The following is a 15,102-nucleotide window of genomic DNA, read 5'->3' on the forward strand; positions in this document are numbered from 1 at the left end:
TCCATCACGGACGTCGATGGCGAACGCTTGACCTCTGAGCCGCGCGATCTGCGGACCGCGACGGGCGCCGGCGATCGCCGCGAACGGCACCGGGACAGACAGGGCCGCGCCGAGCCGCGGGGTTCCGGCGCTCTGCCGCCTTCGCCATGTGATGGATGGGAGCCCTCGCGCCTGACCAGCACGAGCCGTCGGGCGGACTTGGCGTGGGGGCCCCCGAGCGATGGCACCATCTGATGCGTGCCCTGGGAGGATCAGGAAGAGTCAACGACGGAGCGGCTGTATCTCGCCGCTCAACACCACGCACGACGCGCACGCGAGCTAGTCGAGGCGAGGGACCGTTTCGACCGGATTGACGCCGCCTACCATGCGGGCGGGGCCGTCGAGATGATGGCGAAGGCGCTCGTCTCGCACCTGGACGAACGACTCCTTGCCGATCAGGAAGCGGGAAAGCACCACTTCCTTGACGTACTCGTCGCTCACTACGGACGCGAGGACGTAGGCAGCAGCCCGCCCAAGCTCAGTACCCGGGCGATTCCGGCGAGGATGGCCGTCGACCTCGCAGCCCGCCTCTCCCCCGAGTGCCGGAGGGAGCAGTTGAAGGCCAGAGCGGCGCTCGAAGCGAGAAATCGATCGAGTCACATGGCCGAACTCGACGAGGGCAGCCTGGCGGAAATCGTGACCGGGATGGCAGCGTACGTAGGTGCGGGCGTGCAAGCGTTCCACCGCGCTCAGCCAGACTTCTGGGGGTCTGTCGAGTGGGACAACATCCGCCACGAGCTGGATGTCCTGATCCGCGAAGGAAGGGCCAGCGCGCAGAACAAGCTCGCCGCTGCAAAGTCGGCGTATAGCAACCTCATTTCAGTCCTCGCACCCGAGAAGCTGTCCGAGTTCGTGATCCAGTTAGAGTCTCGCCCCGCCCCCGCGATGGTCGACGACGAGTGGCGAGTTACGTGCCCTGCTTGCGGTCATCAGGCCTGGCTGCTCTGGAACGTCAACGATGAACCCATGCAGGTCGCGCCGGACGTGTGGGAATCCGTGGACACCTTGTCCTTGGTGGCACTGTCGTGCCCAGTGTGCGGCCTGCACCTAAACGGTGACGAGGTCGACTACACCGACGTGGATACCTCGCCTCCTCGCGAGGCCAAACCTTCGTCTCCCTGAGCCGACGCTCGATCATGCGCGGATCGCAGATCGGAGGATGCGGCCATTCGAGTTGCGTTGCTTGTGCATGCGGGCACGGCGTATAGCGTTCACACATGGGCTTGCTAGACATCACCGCTGACTCTGTATCCGCTGCACTGGCCGAGTTCGACGACCTCGGCCGAGAGGCCTTCCTCGCCAAGTACAGCTTCGGGAGCGCGCACACCTACTATGTGGAGCGCGACGGCAATATGTACGACTCGAGGGCCATCGTCGGCGCCGCGCACGTGCACGCCACAGGCGAGCCGCTGCTGTGGGCGCGGTTCCATGGCGGTGACGCCACGGTCGCGCCTCTGCTGCGGGCCCTCGGCTTCAATGTCGTGTCTAGGAAGCGCCTCGACTGGGACTGGCAAGAGATTCTTCTCGCCTGTGCGCTCGTCTACGGCAACGGATGGCGGGAGTTGCGAACTCCAGACCCGAAGGTGCAGGAGCTCTCGCAAGTGTTGCGCCACCTCCCGATCTACCCACAGTCTGAGCGGCCTCCGAACTTCCGCAGTCCAGACGCGGTCTCGCGCAAGACGACCGATCTGGCGACTGCGCACCCTGACTACCGGGGCAAGCCGACGCGGGGGAACAAGTTGGACCGGCTGGTCATCGATCAGTTCATCGCCGACCCGACGCACATGCTTGACCTCGCCTCCGCTTTGCGGCACGGACTCCAGGAGGGGCTCTTCACTGACATCAGTGAGGCGCGAGTGCGCGGCGAGGAGGACCCTGAGAGCGAGGAAGGCGGACTCCTTCAGAAGGTATACGCGCGGCGCGAAAGAGATCCGAAGTTGCGCGCGGCGAAGATCGACGTTGCGAAGCAGTTAGGACGCGGCCTCGGCTGCGAGATCTGCGGGTTCGATTTCGAAGCGACGTACGGTAATCGCGGAGCGGGCTACGTGGAGTGCCACCACATTGTGCCTTTGCACGTGACGGGGCGGCGGACGGTGCGCCTCGACGACCTCATTCTCATCTGCGCCAACTGCCACCGCATGGTCCACCGGAAGTCCCCGTGGTTACGCCCCGAAGAGGTGCGGCAGCTTCTGCGCACGCGGACATGACCTGAGCCTGCCGCCGACCCCAGCGGCTCGACGGCCGGGGCTCAGCAGCGCAGCAGGACGTGCTGGCGGGGAGGCACGATAGACGCGGCGTTCGAAGACTCTCCGCGCCCTTATAACCGCCACACGATCGGGACATCGTGACGAGAGGCATGGCCAACCAACAACACTCCCTCCCGCCACGGAGAGGGGGGCAGCGCCCTGACTCGTAGTGACTGGCCGCGCGTGCCGGCCTCCGTTCGGGTCAGGCGGCAGGACAACCTCGCCTCACTGCATGTGAGCGAGCGCCTCGGGTTCGTCCGGATCGGCGAGCAGGTCGCCATCGACCTCGCGCCGGACGAGCGGGCTCTCAGGCGCGCAGCCAGGTGATGATGGCGGCGAGGACGACGGCCCTTCGTTGGTCTGAGCGGGTTCCTTGAGCAGTTCCCACTCGACCCGGAGGTCCCTCGCTACGTCAACAACCTGCGTGGTCAGTACATCTAGCGCTCGAGACATGGCGGGACCCCACCCCGGCGGATGCGGGGTGGGGTCCTTCGCGGCTAGCGGCGAGTGCCTCGTCAGTCGCCCAGCGCGCGCTCGGTGACGATGCGCTGACGGCGCTTGGCTCCGGTCTCGTCGACGGTGATGCGGTACGTGATCTCGCGCACGACCGGTCGCTTGAAGTACGTCATGGTGATGTGTCCTTTCGGTCGGCGAGGCGCGTAAGCGCCGCCGAGCCAAGAGGTCCCGCCGCTCACCTCGCGGAGGTAGACCAGGCGTCTACTTCCTCGGTAGATCACCGGTAGACCACCGGATGAGGTGGGCTAGACTTCAGGACACACGTGAAGTCGGGAAACCTTGCGTGTCCTAGCGGTCAGGCCCTCTTGTCTCGGTGGAGCAACCCCCATCAGGCGAGGGGGTCTTTCCGTGTCTCGTGTTCCCTCATCCTACGGGCCGCGCCCCACACAACGTGGGGCGCTGGCGCGCTAGACCGAGCCACAATCGCCGACGTCCCTAGAGAACCCTCTAGAGCCGCTTCGCGCTCATCGCTCTGACCTGCGGTTTCGCCACGGTCACAGTTTGATAACGCTCGATCGCAAGGGGCACTCGGTACGCCATCACGGCTGTTCTCGGCCGTCTTCCGTGAGCTCCTGTGCGGCCATGGCCTCGCCTCGATCAACAGATGGTCGCCTCGCTCGTCGCGCTGCTCGACCGCGACGAGGGCGCCGACCGCGAGCTGGTGGCGTGGACAGGCTCCACCGGCGCGGGCTACCTCTCCGACCGCTACGAGGCCGTCACGGACGCCTACCCCGTGCTCTACCGGGCCCCGACCGCGTCAGCCACCACGTACAACTTGCAGCCCGAGGACTTCGCGCTCGTGGAGCACCTGCACGCAGGGGCAAGTGGTCAGGGCAGCCCTACGGGCTCCCGGTGATGGGCACCACGGTCCGGGGGTGTCGGATTGGCTCCGATCCAACACCCGGGGAAGAGCCCTCGACGGCACCCCTCAATCGGCACTTTCGATTGTCCGGTTTACGTCTGGAAATTGCGTGTCCAACAACGCGCCCCCGATGGTGCCAATTCAGACGCCTGGGCCCACTAGAGGCCCGGAGGACCAGGAGGAGGAAGGACTGACCACCATGTTGCTCGGCTACGCCCGCGTCAGCACAACGCAGCAAACCGTCGACGCTCAGATCGATGCGCTCATCGCCGCCGGTGTCGAGCCGACGGCCATCTGGCAGGAAAGGATGAGCGCGGCCTACCGCAACCGGCCCCAGCTCGAAGCCGTGCTCGCCTACGCGCGCGAGGGCGACACGATCATCGTCTGGAAGCTCGACCGGCTCGCCCGCAACCTGCGCGACGCGCTCAACATCATCGGGGAGTTGCGCGAGCGCGGTATCGCCGTCCGCACCCTCGCCGACCCGGTGACGATCGATACCGGGGACACGTCGCCCATGGGGCAGTTCGCCGTCCAGCTCATCGCCATGCTCGCCGAGTTGGAGCGAAACACGATCAAGGAGCGCACCAGCGTTGCCCGCGCCGCCGCCGTCGCGCGCGGGAACCCGCCCGGGCGCAAGCGCGCCCTCACCCCCGAGGACGTTGACCGCGCTACATATCTGCGGGACGTCAAGGGCTGGTCCTACCCCCGGCTGGCGAAGGAGTTCGGTTGCTCGCGAGCAACGCTCTACGCCTGGCTGCCAAGGCCGTTCGAACCCTCCGAGGACACCGATACCCCGGCGCCGGAGAGACCGCCGCGGGCCGAGGAGAGGAGCAAGTGACAGGCGACATGGAAGAGGAGGTCGCCGCCCACGACGACCGTGACCCAGACGCGGCGCGACGCGGACGGCAAGGTTCTCCACCGTGGCGAGTGCGGTCCGCCGAACGAGACCACCAAGGTCCCGCACGTCTACTTCCCGGCCCTTCGTCGCATAGAGGAGTGGCAGCAAGCACTTTGTGGCACAGGGAGCCACGAGTCGGCCAGCGCTCGTAGGAGGACAGGACCGATGCCGACCGCGGATATGGTGCTCGCCAAGCGCGAGCGGACGCGCGCCGTGATGGCGGTTGCCAACGACGGCAGCAGCCCAGAGTTCGCTGGCTGGCCGCAGGCGAGCATCGAGGAGGTCATCGACGCCGCCACGGTCGAACCGAGCCTGCTCGGTATCCGACTCGTCGACCTCCTCGCCGCGTCCCGGCATGGGGTCTCGTCGGCCACCGCCCGCGCCTGGTCGCGCCGGCAGCTCGTCAAGGTCCGCGCGCTCGCGCACGACGAGACGCTGCCGACGACTATCGGCTGGCTGCTGGACCCCAGGCGGCCCGGCCGCATCTTGGCATGGTTAGACGTCCTCTACGGCGCCGAGGCGCGCGCACGCACCGAGCCCTGGCCGGGGTTCCCGTACACAGCGCCGGATGCGGAAGCGCCACGCACGCCCCGACCTGACGTCGTCACACCGCCAGGAGCAGCGCGGCTGGTGGGCCGCCGGTACCCGCTCGCGCAGATCGCTCAGCGGCACAGCCCGCTGGCCGCCTTGGGGATCTCGTGCGCCGACCGCACCGACCCGTACTGGTGCGACGCGTTCGAGCACAGCCACCTCGCAGCATGGATGTCGCGCGACCGCATCCGGCGCGCACGTCGCCAGGGCGTCCGCGGACCTGGGATGGGCCGGTGGCTCGCCATCAACGAGAACGACGCGATGCGGCGCCAGTACACGCACGAGCGGTCGGTCCGGCTTTCGCTCCTCGCCGTTGCGCAAGCCTGGCGCACGGTCAGCACCGAGCAGGCGGCCGCCCTCCTCGGCCTGCCGCAACTCGCGCACCCCGGGGGCACGTACGTGGCGAACGCGGTCGCCGCAGGGCTTCTCGACCATGGCACGCCGCAGGGATACCGGCCCGAGCTCGCGGCACCAGAGGCCCGGGCAGAGTTCGTCCGCCCCTCGCACTCCAACGCGTTCGAGCGCGAGCTCGCACCCCACCTCACGGTGAGCGAGATCGCGCAGATCCGCGGGGGGGTCCGCTGGACCGGCCAGGGCCACTCCGAGCGCCACGAGGTGCTGGCCTGCGAACTGCTCCTGCGCGCCGCGGAACTGTGCCGCCCACAGGTCGCGCTGGTCCTGCCGGAAATCTGGGCGACTGCCGGCCAACTCGGCCAGGACGCCCGGCTGGGCACGAAGGGCGGCGACGGCGTACTGGTCAGGCACGACGGGCTTCACATCGTCGTCGAGATGACCGCGACAGGCAGCAACCGGGACCTCCGCGCGAAGGCCCGCGCGTGGCAGAAGTTGCTGGCGAACAACTTCCTGCCCCACGTGCGCGTCCTGTGGGTCGTCGCGCCGAGGGACCGGTCAACGACCGCAGCCATGGCGTCCACCGTCCGTAGAGAGCTTCGCGAGATGCTCCGCGACTGGGGTATCGGCGCTGATCGGCACGCAGTGGTGACGTGGCCGGACTGGTTCCCCGAGCCTGGAGTGCTCGACGGCGCCTTCCGCCAGATGCGCGCGCAGACACTCCGTTCCGCCTCCGGCGCCTGGGAGGACATCTACGCGCTTGACGAGTCCTCTTGGACGTGGGCCGGCGACCGGTACGTGGACGACGACTGGCTGGCGGTCATCGGGAACGCGGCCCTCCTGCCTGCCGTGCCGTGGTGGATGCGTCCGTCGGCCGCGCCGTGCGACCTCGGCGTCCGGCTCGCGCTGGAGGGCTCGCCGTGGGACGACGCGCCCGCCTTGACGGAGGGCCTGGGGGGTCGCCCCGCCGGGAAGGCGGCCGCAGCGGCGCACTCTCGAGAGCGCTACGACGCGCTGCGCGCGACGCCACGCGCAGGTCGCGCCACCCGCTGAGGCGACAGGCCCGAATCTGGCCGCCTCGCACCGCTCGTGGGGCGCTGAGCGGCGTTCTGAGGCTCCTTGGGCAACTGGGGCTGAACGTGTGTCCAGGCCGCCAGATCGGCGTTAGGCCTCGACGCGCAGCGGCACTCACTACCGTTCGGGGCATGGAGCCGTCGCTCGTCGTTCTCGAATACGTCCGCGCGCTCGCCTGGCCGATCGTGGCTGCCGTCCTGGGCATCGTCTACCGCCGGGATGTGCGGCGAGTCCTCGCCCGAGTGACGAAGGTGGAGGCACTCGGCACCTCCCTCCAGTTCGAAGCAGCGATCGCCGAGTTGGGCTTGGACACGAGCATCGAGCCGTCCCCAGAGCCGCAGCCCGCGTCGCCACAGTTCATCGAGGCGGCGACCATTCAAGACGCCGCGGCGGTCCTCGGCGCCTACGAGAAGGGCCCTGTCGTCGTGCACCTCGCCGCCGCGTCGGACAGCGAGGCGAAGCGACTCATCGACTTCATGGCGGGCATGGTCGGCGGCACGACCGGTGCCATCGACCGCATTGGGCGCAAGTCGTTCACGCTCACACCGCCAGGCAGCCGCTCAGCCCCGCGCTGACCCGCGCCGCGCGTCACGAGCCGCAGCCGCAACCTCTGGGTCGGCGTCGACCGCCAACACGTCCAGCGCCGGACCAGGCACCCGCTCATGCCGGGCGACCGCGAGCCGCACAGCCGCGTCGGAGGCGGTGGCGTAGCGACCCACGACTTCCTCGGACGCCGCCGGGTGCGCCAGCGCGGCCAGCACGAGTTCTCGCGGGCCCGCGCGGCGTCTTGGTAGGAGGGGGCGCAGGCAGACACCGCCTCGGCTGTCGAGGTCGAGTCCCGCAGCACCGCGAGCCCCTCGGCGCGCGTCCCGCCGAGCGCGACGGCCCCCGGTGACGGGCGGGCTCGACGACCTGGCACCTCGCCAGCGTAGGGACGGTGCCGGTGGCCCCGCTCGATCCCACCCGCGGGGCATGGAGAGGGAGATCCACACCGTGCCTGCCGACGTGCGGGCTGCCAACGCGGCCTACGTCTCGAGCCTCACGCTGCCGCCGCTTGCCGCCACGCAGGCAGCCCGCGTGCGTGCCGTCCTGACGACGACGCGCCGCGAGCAGGAGCAGAGCGCCGCCGCGTAACCTCCCCCTGACGGCACCCCTACCGCACCGGTGCCGCGCACGGGGAGCAGGGAGACGTTGGCCAGAGCGAGACACCTGCGCGCCGTCGGTGCCGAGGAACGCCCCGACGACCAGCCGCTGCGCGCCGTCATCTACGCGCGCACCTCGCACGACCCCGGACGACGTGGACGCTCGACCGCGAGCCAGACCGAAGCGTGCCGCCGGGAGGCGGCGCATCGGGGCTGGACCGTCGTCGCCGAACACCTGGACGACGACCGGAGTGCGTCGACCCGCGCACGCGGAGACCGCGACGGGTGGACGCACGTCGTCGAGCTCATCGAGCGCGGAGACGTGGACGTGCTCCTCATGTGGGAGCTGTCGAGGGCGACACGCGACCTGTCGTTCTACGTCGACCTGGAGCGGACGCTGCAACGCGTCGGCGTCCTCCTCGCCTACCAGGGGGACCTCTACGACCTGACCCGCGCGGGTGACCGGAGGCGCGTCGCCTCCGATGTTGTCGAGGCGCAGTTCGAGGCCGACCGGACCAGTGAGCGCGCGCTGCGCGCGCAAGCCAGCGCCGCCGAGGAGGGCCGACCGACCGGCCCTGTCCCGTGGGGGTATCGACGCGTCTACGACCCGCGGACCGGGCACCTGCTGCGCCAGGAGCCGGACCTGCCGGACGCCGACCATCCGGACGCGACGACGGGGCTGCTGGTGCGCGAACTCGCCCAGCGGTTCCTTGGCGGAGAGTCCCTGAGCGCCCTCGCGCTGGATATGGAGCGACGCGGGGTGCCGACACCGAAGCCGCCGCGTGACGCGGCCCGCACGCGCGGCTGGACCGCCTCGACCGTGAGCCAGGTGCTGCGCTCGCCGTCGATCGCGGGGCTGCGCAAGCATGCGCGTGGCGGCACCGTGACGCTGCACGCCGCGCAGTGGGAGGGCCTCATCACCGCCGACGCGCGCGCGCAGATCCTCGCCGTCCTCGCCGACCCGGCGCGGGTGGTGCACCGCGGTACCGAGCCCAGGCACCTGCTCTCACACCTGGCCGTCTGCGGGCTCTGCGGCACACCCGTCAGGCACCGCGCGCAGCACCACGGGGCCGTCACCTACCCGGCCTACACGTGCGATCGGACCGGTTGCCGCGGCGTCTACGTGACCGCACCAGCGGCTGATGACCTCGTGGCCCAGGCCGTCATCGCGCGACTGACGCACCCGGAGTCCGTGCGCGCGCTGCTCGGCGCCGACGCGCCCAGCGCTGACGCCCGCACGGCCGCTCGTGCGCGAGTCGTGGCGCTGCGTTCGGACCTCGCCGAGCTCGTCGAGCTGCTGCGGGCGCGCACACTCACTCCCGCCGCCTACGCGGCCGCGGCGCGGTCCCTGGAGGCCGACCTCGCCGAAGCGGAGGCCGCCGCCGAGACGAAACCGGTAGGGCCGCTCGTGCGCCAGCTCGCCAGCGCCGCCGACGTGCGGGCGGCATGGGACGGGCTGCCGGTGGACGGCCGACGCGACGTTGTGCGCGCGCTGTTCGAGGTGCGCCTGCACCCCGCCGACCGACGCGGACAGCGACGCTGGGACCCTCGCCGCGTCGAACTCGTGCCGCGCTGAGCCATCGCGACTCGCCGATCGACCCCGTCGCGCAGCGAGCCACTTCCGGTGAGTCATCACCCCCAGCGACGGCCCCTCTGGACGTGCTGCCGGTGGTTCGCGAGCACGTCGCCGGTGTCCCCGATCGGGTCTCCGAGCCGGTCGTTCCACGGCGACTGCAATCCGAGCCGACCATGCCGCACGCGGAGCCTACGTTCAGCGAGAGGCTCAGTTCCGTCCCACTTGGATTCGACCGCGAACTCTCCAGCGTTCGGAGGGTAGACCGTCTCCACACCGCCTGGAGCGATCCGCTGGAGGAGCCCCGTCGCATACTCGAAGTCGTCGATCGCTTCGTGATACCGGCTCACCGGTAGCACTTCAGTGATGACGGGCTCCAGAACGACGCGGAGAAGGTGCGACTGCGGGTAGAGCCAACGCTGTCCCGGCCGTTCCCAACGCGGCATCGTGTTGATGTGCTCGCTTTCCAGGAGCCAGTTCTGGTGCAGTGCTTCGACGGACCTGGCTGGTGCCCGGTCGAACGGCGACTTCCACGTGGGCTCGTCTGACAGCCGGATGAAGAGCTTGTCCCGAGACCGAGCGAGAGCGATGGTGCCAAGGGTCGTGTAGGCGAGCAACGCGGGGTAGTGCTGCAACTTCCATGCGGTCTCGTTGTAGCTGCCGCTAGGCAGTTGGCGGACCTCCAGCAAGTCACCCATCACCCGGACCCAGAGGTCGTCGTGAGCGCCGTCGTCGTGGTAGGCACCGACGGCAAGAACAGACAACAGTGGCCGCGTGGCAGCGAAGTACGAGTCGTACAGGCTCTCGGCACCCTCCCCATTCGCAATCCCCCGCGCGGTGCCCTGGGTAGCAGCCTCCGCGCGAACGCGGTCGAGTTGCGCCAACACGAGGTCGTGGACGTCGATCCGATGCAACGGGTCCGGGAGGTAACGCTTCACCCTGGCGACGGTCATCGCGGTCGTCAGGGGCGGCTCCGACAGGCGGTCGAGGGTCTCGATGTTGTCCAGCAGTTCGGTGAACATGGCGTCAGCGTCGGGGGTGTCGATGATGTGGCCCCCTCGCGCAACGAGCAGCCTCGACGCGTTGTCCCCCTTGGCCGATCGACGGTCCCAGTAGACGGGGTAGCGACGTGTGGGCGCGCTCTCGATCGCCCGCACCAGAGCGACGTCCCAGTCGGCTGACCACCCCGACACCACGAGCCCGTAGTCCTCGAAGATCCTCGCGAGCAGGTCCACCCAGGGCTGCGGGTAGGTAGCTAGCTCTTCGTCAGTGTTGAGCGACTCCACATCCTTGTAGTCGCCGTGCAACTTGATCACGGTGGCAGGAGCGTGCGCGAGCGGCCTCATTCCTGCGACCGCTTCGGGTCGCGATACGACCTGAGGCTCGATCCCGGCGGCCGACAGGGCTTGCTCCATGAGTCGGTCGAAGTTCGTCGTGACGATCACCTTGACTGCGCCCCGCTTGACGAGTTGCGCGAGCGCGTGATGAGCCTTGGACGGCCCGGCAGGTTCATCACCCCCACTGGGCTCGAAGAATCCCTCTAAGACCCCTTGGCGAGTCGCCGGTGTTGGCGCCAGCTTCCCTAGCAGGGACGAGTACCCCAGGGCCTCCCCAAATGTCTGCGCCCACCACGCTTCGGGGTCCTCCGCGGCGGCCGTTGTGTGGTCCGTGCCTCCCGTAGACATCTGAGCGGCGACCTTGGCGACCAGGTTCTTGACGATCCCCCAGCCGGTCGGTAGCCCAGCCCCCGTCGAGACACCGGAGCCGAGTAGGACGGCATAGACCCCAGGCTGTGCGTGCATGGATGTGGCGAGCATGATCGCTGACGACAGAGGTTGTGCCATGCGCCTGAGTGTGCCGTGTGGGAACACCGAGGATGCCCGTTTCACTCGGTGCGGTCGCGTAGGTCCGTCGATCAAGGGAGGGCGACGCACCCACGCCACGACGCCCTCGGTCGGAGGGGCGCTATGCACGGCGTCGCACTGCCGTCGCTAGGCTCGCTGCGTGAACGACGAGAGTCCCGTCTTGCTTGTCCTGACGTCGCCTCGCTCGACCTGCGTCTGGGCGCCGGACGATGACGCGTCGCGACGTGTCCGGGCTTCGCTTACCGAGGCTGGCTCGTCGTGGAGCGCCTCGCCGCACCACGGCAAGAACGTCACCGACATCGAGATCGGTGTTGACGCCTACTCGTCTTGCCAGGTGCTCGCCGACGCGGGCTTCGCCTTCGCCTGGCACCCTGAGCAGCACCCACTCAACCGCCGCTCGTCGCGACTCGGCGTGCGCATCCCGGGTTCGCTCGACAATGAAGGGCTGTGATGGGTCAGCCGGCATCCCGCGGGACCGCCTGCGCGGCGCTCTAGTCCCGGGGCGAGACGACACCTCCTTCGCGTTACCACCTCCCACCCTGGGCGCGACGTCTACCCCTTCGCAGTGCGCAGGTCGTCGCGCAGGAACGACGACAGCGTGCGCAGCAGCCGGCCGAGGTCGGTGCCGCCGACGTCGCGCGTGAGCCGCAGCGCCGCCACGACGCGGTCGGCCACCGGGTCCGCGAGCCGCTCCTTCAGGGCGTCCAGGCTGTCGCCGAAGCGGCCGGTCGCGCGGTAGTCCTCGGCGAACGCGCGGAACGGCGCGCGCAGCTCGGCCGGCCCGCGGTCCCCGACCTGCGCGACGGCCTCGGGCAGCGACAGGCCGGCGCGCACGCCCGAGGCCAGGTGGTCGACGACGTCCGGCCACAGCGCCCGCGTGCGGGCGAGCCGCCGCCGCGCGCGCCCGCGCACGAGCCCCCACGGCGCCAACGCACCGAAGGCGCCGAAGCACGCCGCGACCGCCGGCACGGGCACGAGCACGAGCGCCACCGCCGACACCAGCAGCCCGACGAGCGCGCTCACGGCAAGGAATCCGCCGGGCGTCACGCCGGCCACCTCGGCCTGCGTCAGCGTGTCGCGCACGCGCACCGCCCACCGGGCAGCGCTCTCCTCCCGGCGCACGAGCGGCCAGAACGACCACCACACCGACGCCAGCCCGGCACCCAGCAGCAGCCCCGCGACGACGCCCACGCTCACGCCCTCCGCAGCAGGGCGACGACGTCGATGCCGGCGCGCGCGAACCGCTCGACGTGCGGCGGGAAGCCGTCCGCGCGCACGAGCACGCCGTCACGGGTCGTGAAGACGTCGGCCGTCTCGACGACGCCCGCCTCGACGCGCCCGGGCACGGCGACGACCTCGCGCGTGCGCCGGCGCCCGTGCCGGTCGAGCTCGAGGTGCACGACGAGGTCGACGGCCGACGCGACCGTGGGGACGACGAACCGGTCGGTGATGTTCTCGCCCGCGAGCAGTGGCAGCGTGCAGAGCTTGGTGATGGCCTCGCGCGCCGAGCTGGCGTGGATGGTGCACATGGCCGGCACGCCCGCGTTGAGGGCGATGAGCAGGTCGAGCGCCTCCGCCTCGCGCACCTCGCCCACCAGCAGGCGGTCGGGGCGCATGCGCAGCGCCTCCTTGACGAGCCGGCGCAGCGGGATCTCGCCGGTGCCCTCGAGGTTCGCCTGCCGGCACTGCATCGCCACCCAGTCGCGGACGGCGGGCCGCAGCTCGAAGACCTCCTCGCAGCTGATCACGCGCTCGCGCGGCGGGATGGCCCCCGCGAGGGCGTTGAGCATCGTCGTCTTGCCCGCCTGCGTGGCGCCGGACACCAGCACGTTGAGCCCCGACCGCACCGCCGCCTGCAGGAACGCGGCGGCCTGCGGCGTCAGGGACCCGAGCCCCACGACGTCGTCGAGGCTCGTCGCGCGCACGACGTACTTGCGGATGTTGACCGACCAGTGCCGCCGCGTGACGTCGGGGATCACGGCGTGCAGGCGCTCGCCGCCCGGCAGCGACGCGTCGACGAACGGCGAGGACAGATCCAGCCGCCGACCGGACACCTTGAGCATCTGCTCGACCAGGTCGCGGACCTGCGCCTCGGTGAGGATCGTCGTCGTCAGCTCCGGCTCGCCGCGCCGCGCGACGAACACCTGCGTCGGCGCGTTGATCCAGATCTCCTCGACCTCCGGGTCGTCGAGGTACCGCTGCAGCGGCCCCAGCCCGGCCACGGCGTCGAGCACCGCCTTGTGCGCGGCCGCCGCGTCCGCGAGCGGCGGCACCGCACCCAGCAGCGACCGCTCGTCGTAGTCCGCCAGCGCGGCCTGCACCAGCGCGTGCACGCCCGCGCGGTCCCGCACGGGGTCGACGCCACGCCGCCGGATGAGCTCGCGGACCTCGCCCTCGAGGATCGCCACCCCGTCCATGCCTCACCCCCGCGCCCCGATGCCGGATTCGTCCGTTTCGAGGCGTCAAGGTAGGGCATGCGGGCGACCGCCCGCACCGCCCGTCCACAGGCGGCGGCAGCACGAGCCCGCGAGGGGCTACGAGCCGATGGACCCCAGCGTCCACCCGTCCAGGCGGTCCAGCCGTGCGCGCCACAGGCCCAGCCAGGTACCGGACGGCACGAGCACCGCGTCCTTGAGGTTGACGTAGCCGGTCGTCGGCTCCCCGCCGGCGGCCCGCTCGGACGCCTCGCGCCCACGGTCGTCCTCGTCGACCGTGCGCAACCCGGCAGCCACCTCGTCGCCGAACGGGTCGGGCAGCACCTGCCGGAACTCCTCCCCCAGCAGCTCCGCCCACGTCTCGCGCGGGACGGCGATGCCGGCGACGACCGTGCCGCCGCACGACAGCGTCAGCGGGATCTCGTTGCGGGCGTCGCCGCGCAGGAACATCCGGGCGAGGAACTCGAAGAACGGGTCGGGTGCCGTCATGCGGGCGAACATAGACCACGGCGCCCGCGCGGCGCCGCCCCACGCGCCCCCGCTACGGTGAAGCCGTGACCAGTCCCTTCCCCACCGGCGACCAGCACGAGCTGCGGCTCGGCGACCAGGTCGCCGTCATCACGTCCGTCGGCGCGAGCATCCGCGAGTACCGGGTGGGCGACCGCGACGTCGTCCTGCCGTTCGCCGCCGAGTCCCTCGCGCCCGCCTTCTCGGGCGCCGTGCTCGCACCGTGGCCCAACCGGATCCGCGACGGTGTGTACCGCTACCGCGGCACCACCTACCAGCTGCACCTGAGCGAGCCGCCGCGGGGCGTCGCGATCCACGGTCTCGTCGCCCACCAGCGCTTCGACCTCGTCGAGCGGACGCCCGAGTCCGTCACGCTCCGCCACGACCTCGTGCCCACGCCCGGCTACCCCTGGCCGGTCCGCGTGGAGCAGACGTACCGGCTGACCGAGCGCGGCCTCGACGTGACGACGGTGGCCACGAACCTCGGCGCCGACGTCGCGCCGTACGGCGTCGGGTACCACCCGTGGCTGTCGCCCGGCGCGGGCACGGTCGACGAGTGCACGCTCCAGGTCGACGCCGCCCGCCACGTCGAGGTCGACAACCGGCTGCTCCCGACGGGCAGCGCGCCCGTCTCCGGCGTCTTCGACCTGCGCGAGCCGCGCTCCCTCAAGGACGTCGTCCTCGACGACGCGTGGCTCGAGCCGATCCGCGACGCCGACGGCCTGTCGTGGATCCGCCTCACCGGCGCCGACGGCCGCACGGTCGCGATGTGGGCCGACGAGACCCTGCCCGCGTGGCAGGTGTGCACGGGCGACGGCCTCGAGGGCATCGACCGCGGCGGCGTCGCGGCGGAGCCCATGTCCTGCATCGCCGACGCGTTCCGCACGTGCGACCTGCTCGTCGAGCTCGAGCCCGGCGCGACCCACGAGGCGCACTGGGGCGTCGGCCTCCTCTGACCCCGGCACGGCCCGGACGCACGAGGGCCGGCGGTGCACCTGCACCG

Annotated in this window: 14 protein-coding genes; 10 read left to right on the forward strand and 4 right to left on the reverse strand. The window is 70.6% G+C overall.

What is annotated here, in order from left to right; all coding sequences use genetic code 11:
* Positions 1–237 precede the first annotated feature (237 nt).
* The 8 genes from ACFUMH_RS04120 to ACFUMH_RS04155 all read left to right on the forward strand — a co-directional run bounded on the left by ACFUMH_RS04120 (position 238) and on the right by ACFUMH_RS04155 (position 9,295).
* On the forward strand, positions 238–1,161 hold the full coding sequence (locus ACFUMH_RS04120) for a hypothetical protein (RefSeq protein WP_378200827.1): 924 nt from the start codon (positions 238–240) through the stop codon (positions 1,159–1,161).
* Between the two features lie 95 nt (positions 1,162–1,256).
* Positions 1,257–2,246, forward strand: a complete 990-nt coding sequence (locus tag ACFUMH_RS04125; protein WP_378200830.1) for an HNH endonuclease — start codon at positions 1,257–1,259, stop codon at positions 2,244–2,246.
* 1,159 nt (positions 2,247–3,405) lie between these two features.
* A complete protein-coding gene (locus tag ACFUMH_RS04130) occupies positions 3,406–3,657 on the forward strand; it encodes a hypothetical protein (RefSeq protein ID WP_378200833.1) in 252 nt (83 codons plus the stop codon).
* 205 nt (positions 3,658–3,862) lie between these two features.
* Positions 3,863–4,501 (forward strand): recombinase family protein, encoded by a 639-nt coding sequence (locus ACFUMH_RS04135; RefSeq protein ID WP_378200836.1) that lies wholly within the window; start codon positions 3,863–3,865, stop codon positions 4,499–4,501.
* Positions 4,502–4,726: 225 nt separating this feature from the next.
* Positions 4,727–6,556: a hypothetical protein gene (locus ACFUMH_RS04140; protein WP_378200839.1), complete on the forward strand. Its 1,830-nt coding sequence runs from the start codon at positions 4,727–4,729 to the stop codon at positions 6,554–6,556.
* A gap of 152 nt (positions 6,557–6,708) precedes the next feature.
* Positions 6,709–7,152, forward strand: a complete 444-nt coding sequence (sepF, locus tag ACFUMH_RS04145) for a cell division protein SepF (RefSeq protein ID WP_378200842.1) — start codon at positions 6,709–6,711, stop codon at positions 7,150–7,152.
* A 397-nt stretch (positions 7,153–7,549) separates the two neighbouring features.
* On the forward strand, positions 7,550–7,711 hold the full coding sequence (locus tag ACFUMH_RS04150) for a hypothetical protein (RefSeq protein WP_378200845.1): 162 nt from the start codon (positions 7,550–7,552) through the stop codon (positions 7,709–7,711).
* Positions 7,712–7,741: 30 nt separating this feature from the next.
* A complete protein-coding gene (locus ACFUMH_RS04155; RefSeq protein WP_378200847.1) occupies positions 7,742–9,295 on the forward strand; it encodes a recombinase family protein in 1,554 nt (517 codons plus the stop codon).
* 56 nt (positions 9,296–9,351) lie between these two features.
* Here the strand turns inward: ACFUMH_RS04155 and ACFUMH_RS04160 are convergent, their stop codons facing one another.
* Positions 9,352–11,136, reverse strand: a complete 1,785-nt coding sequence (locus ACFUMH_RS04160) for an SIR2 family protein (protein WP_378200850.1) — start codon at positions 11,134–11,136, stop codon at positions 9,352–9,354.
* Between the two features lie 160 nt (positions 11,137–11,296).
* On the opposite strand from ACFUMH_RS04160, the gene ACFUMH_RS04165 reads away from it, so the two are divergent.
* Positions 11,297–11,608, forward strand: a complete 312-nt coding sequence (locus ACFUMH_RS04165) for a hypothetical protein (protein ID WP_378200853.1) — start codon at positions 11,297–11,299, stop codon at positions 11,606–11,608.
* 101 nt (positions 11,609–11,709) lie between these two features.
* On the opposite strand, the gene ACFUMH_RS04170 is transcribed toward ACFUMH_RS04165, so the two are convergent.
* From ACFUMH_RS04170 to ACFUMH_RS04180, 3 genes are all read right to left on the reverse strand, one after another.
* Positions 11,710–12,354, reverse strand: a complete 645-nt coding sequence (locus tag ACFUMH_RS04170) for a type II secretion system F family protein (protein ID WP_378200856.1) — start codon at positions 12,352–12,354, stop codon at positions 11,710–11,712.
* Entirely contained in the window at positions 12,351–13,574 is a 1,224-nt protein-coding gene (locus ACFUMH_RS04175) for a CpaF family protein (RefSeq protein WP_378200859.1), read from the reverse strand. The genes ACFUMH_RS04170 and ACFUMH_RS04175 overlap by 4 nt, the downstream gene beginning before the upstream one ends.
* A gap of 117 nt (positions 13,575–13,691) precedes the next feature.
* Complete coding sequence (locus ACFUMH_RS04180; protein ID WP_378200861.1) at positions 13,692–14,081, reverse strand: hypothetical protein; 390 nt, start codon at positions 14,079–14,081, stop codon at positions 13,692–13,694.
* A 65-nt stretch (positions 14,082–14,146) separates the two neighbouring features.
* Here ACFUMH_RS04180 and ACFUMH_RS04185 point away from each other — a divergent pair, with 65 nt between their 5' ends.
* Complete coding sequence (locus ACFUMH_RS04185) at positions 14,147–15,055, forward strand: aldose 1-epimerase family protein (RefSeq protein ID WP_378200863.1); 909 nt, start codon at positions 14,147–14,149, stop codon at positions 15,053–15,055.
* Positions 15,056–15,102: the final 47 nt, after the last annotated feature.

Origin of the sequence: Cellulomonas sp. NPDC057328 (assembly GCF_042667215.1) — a bacterium.
Taxonomy (GTDB): domain Bacteria; phylum Actinomycetota; class Actinomycetes; order Actinomycetales; family Cellulomonadaceae; genus Cellulomonas.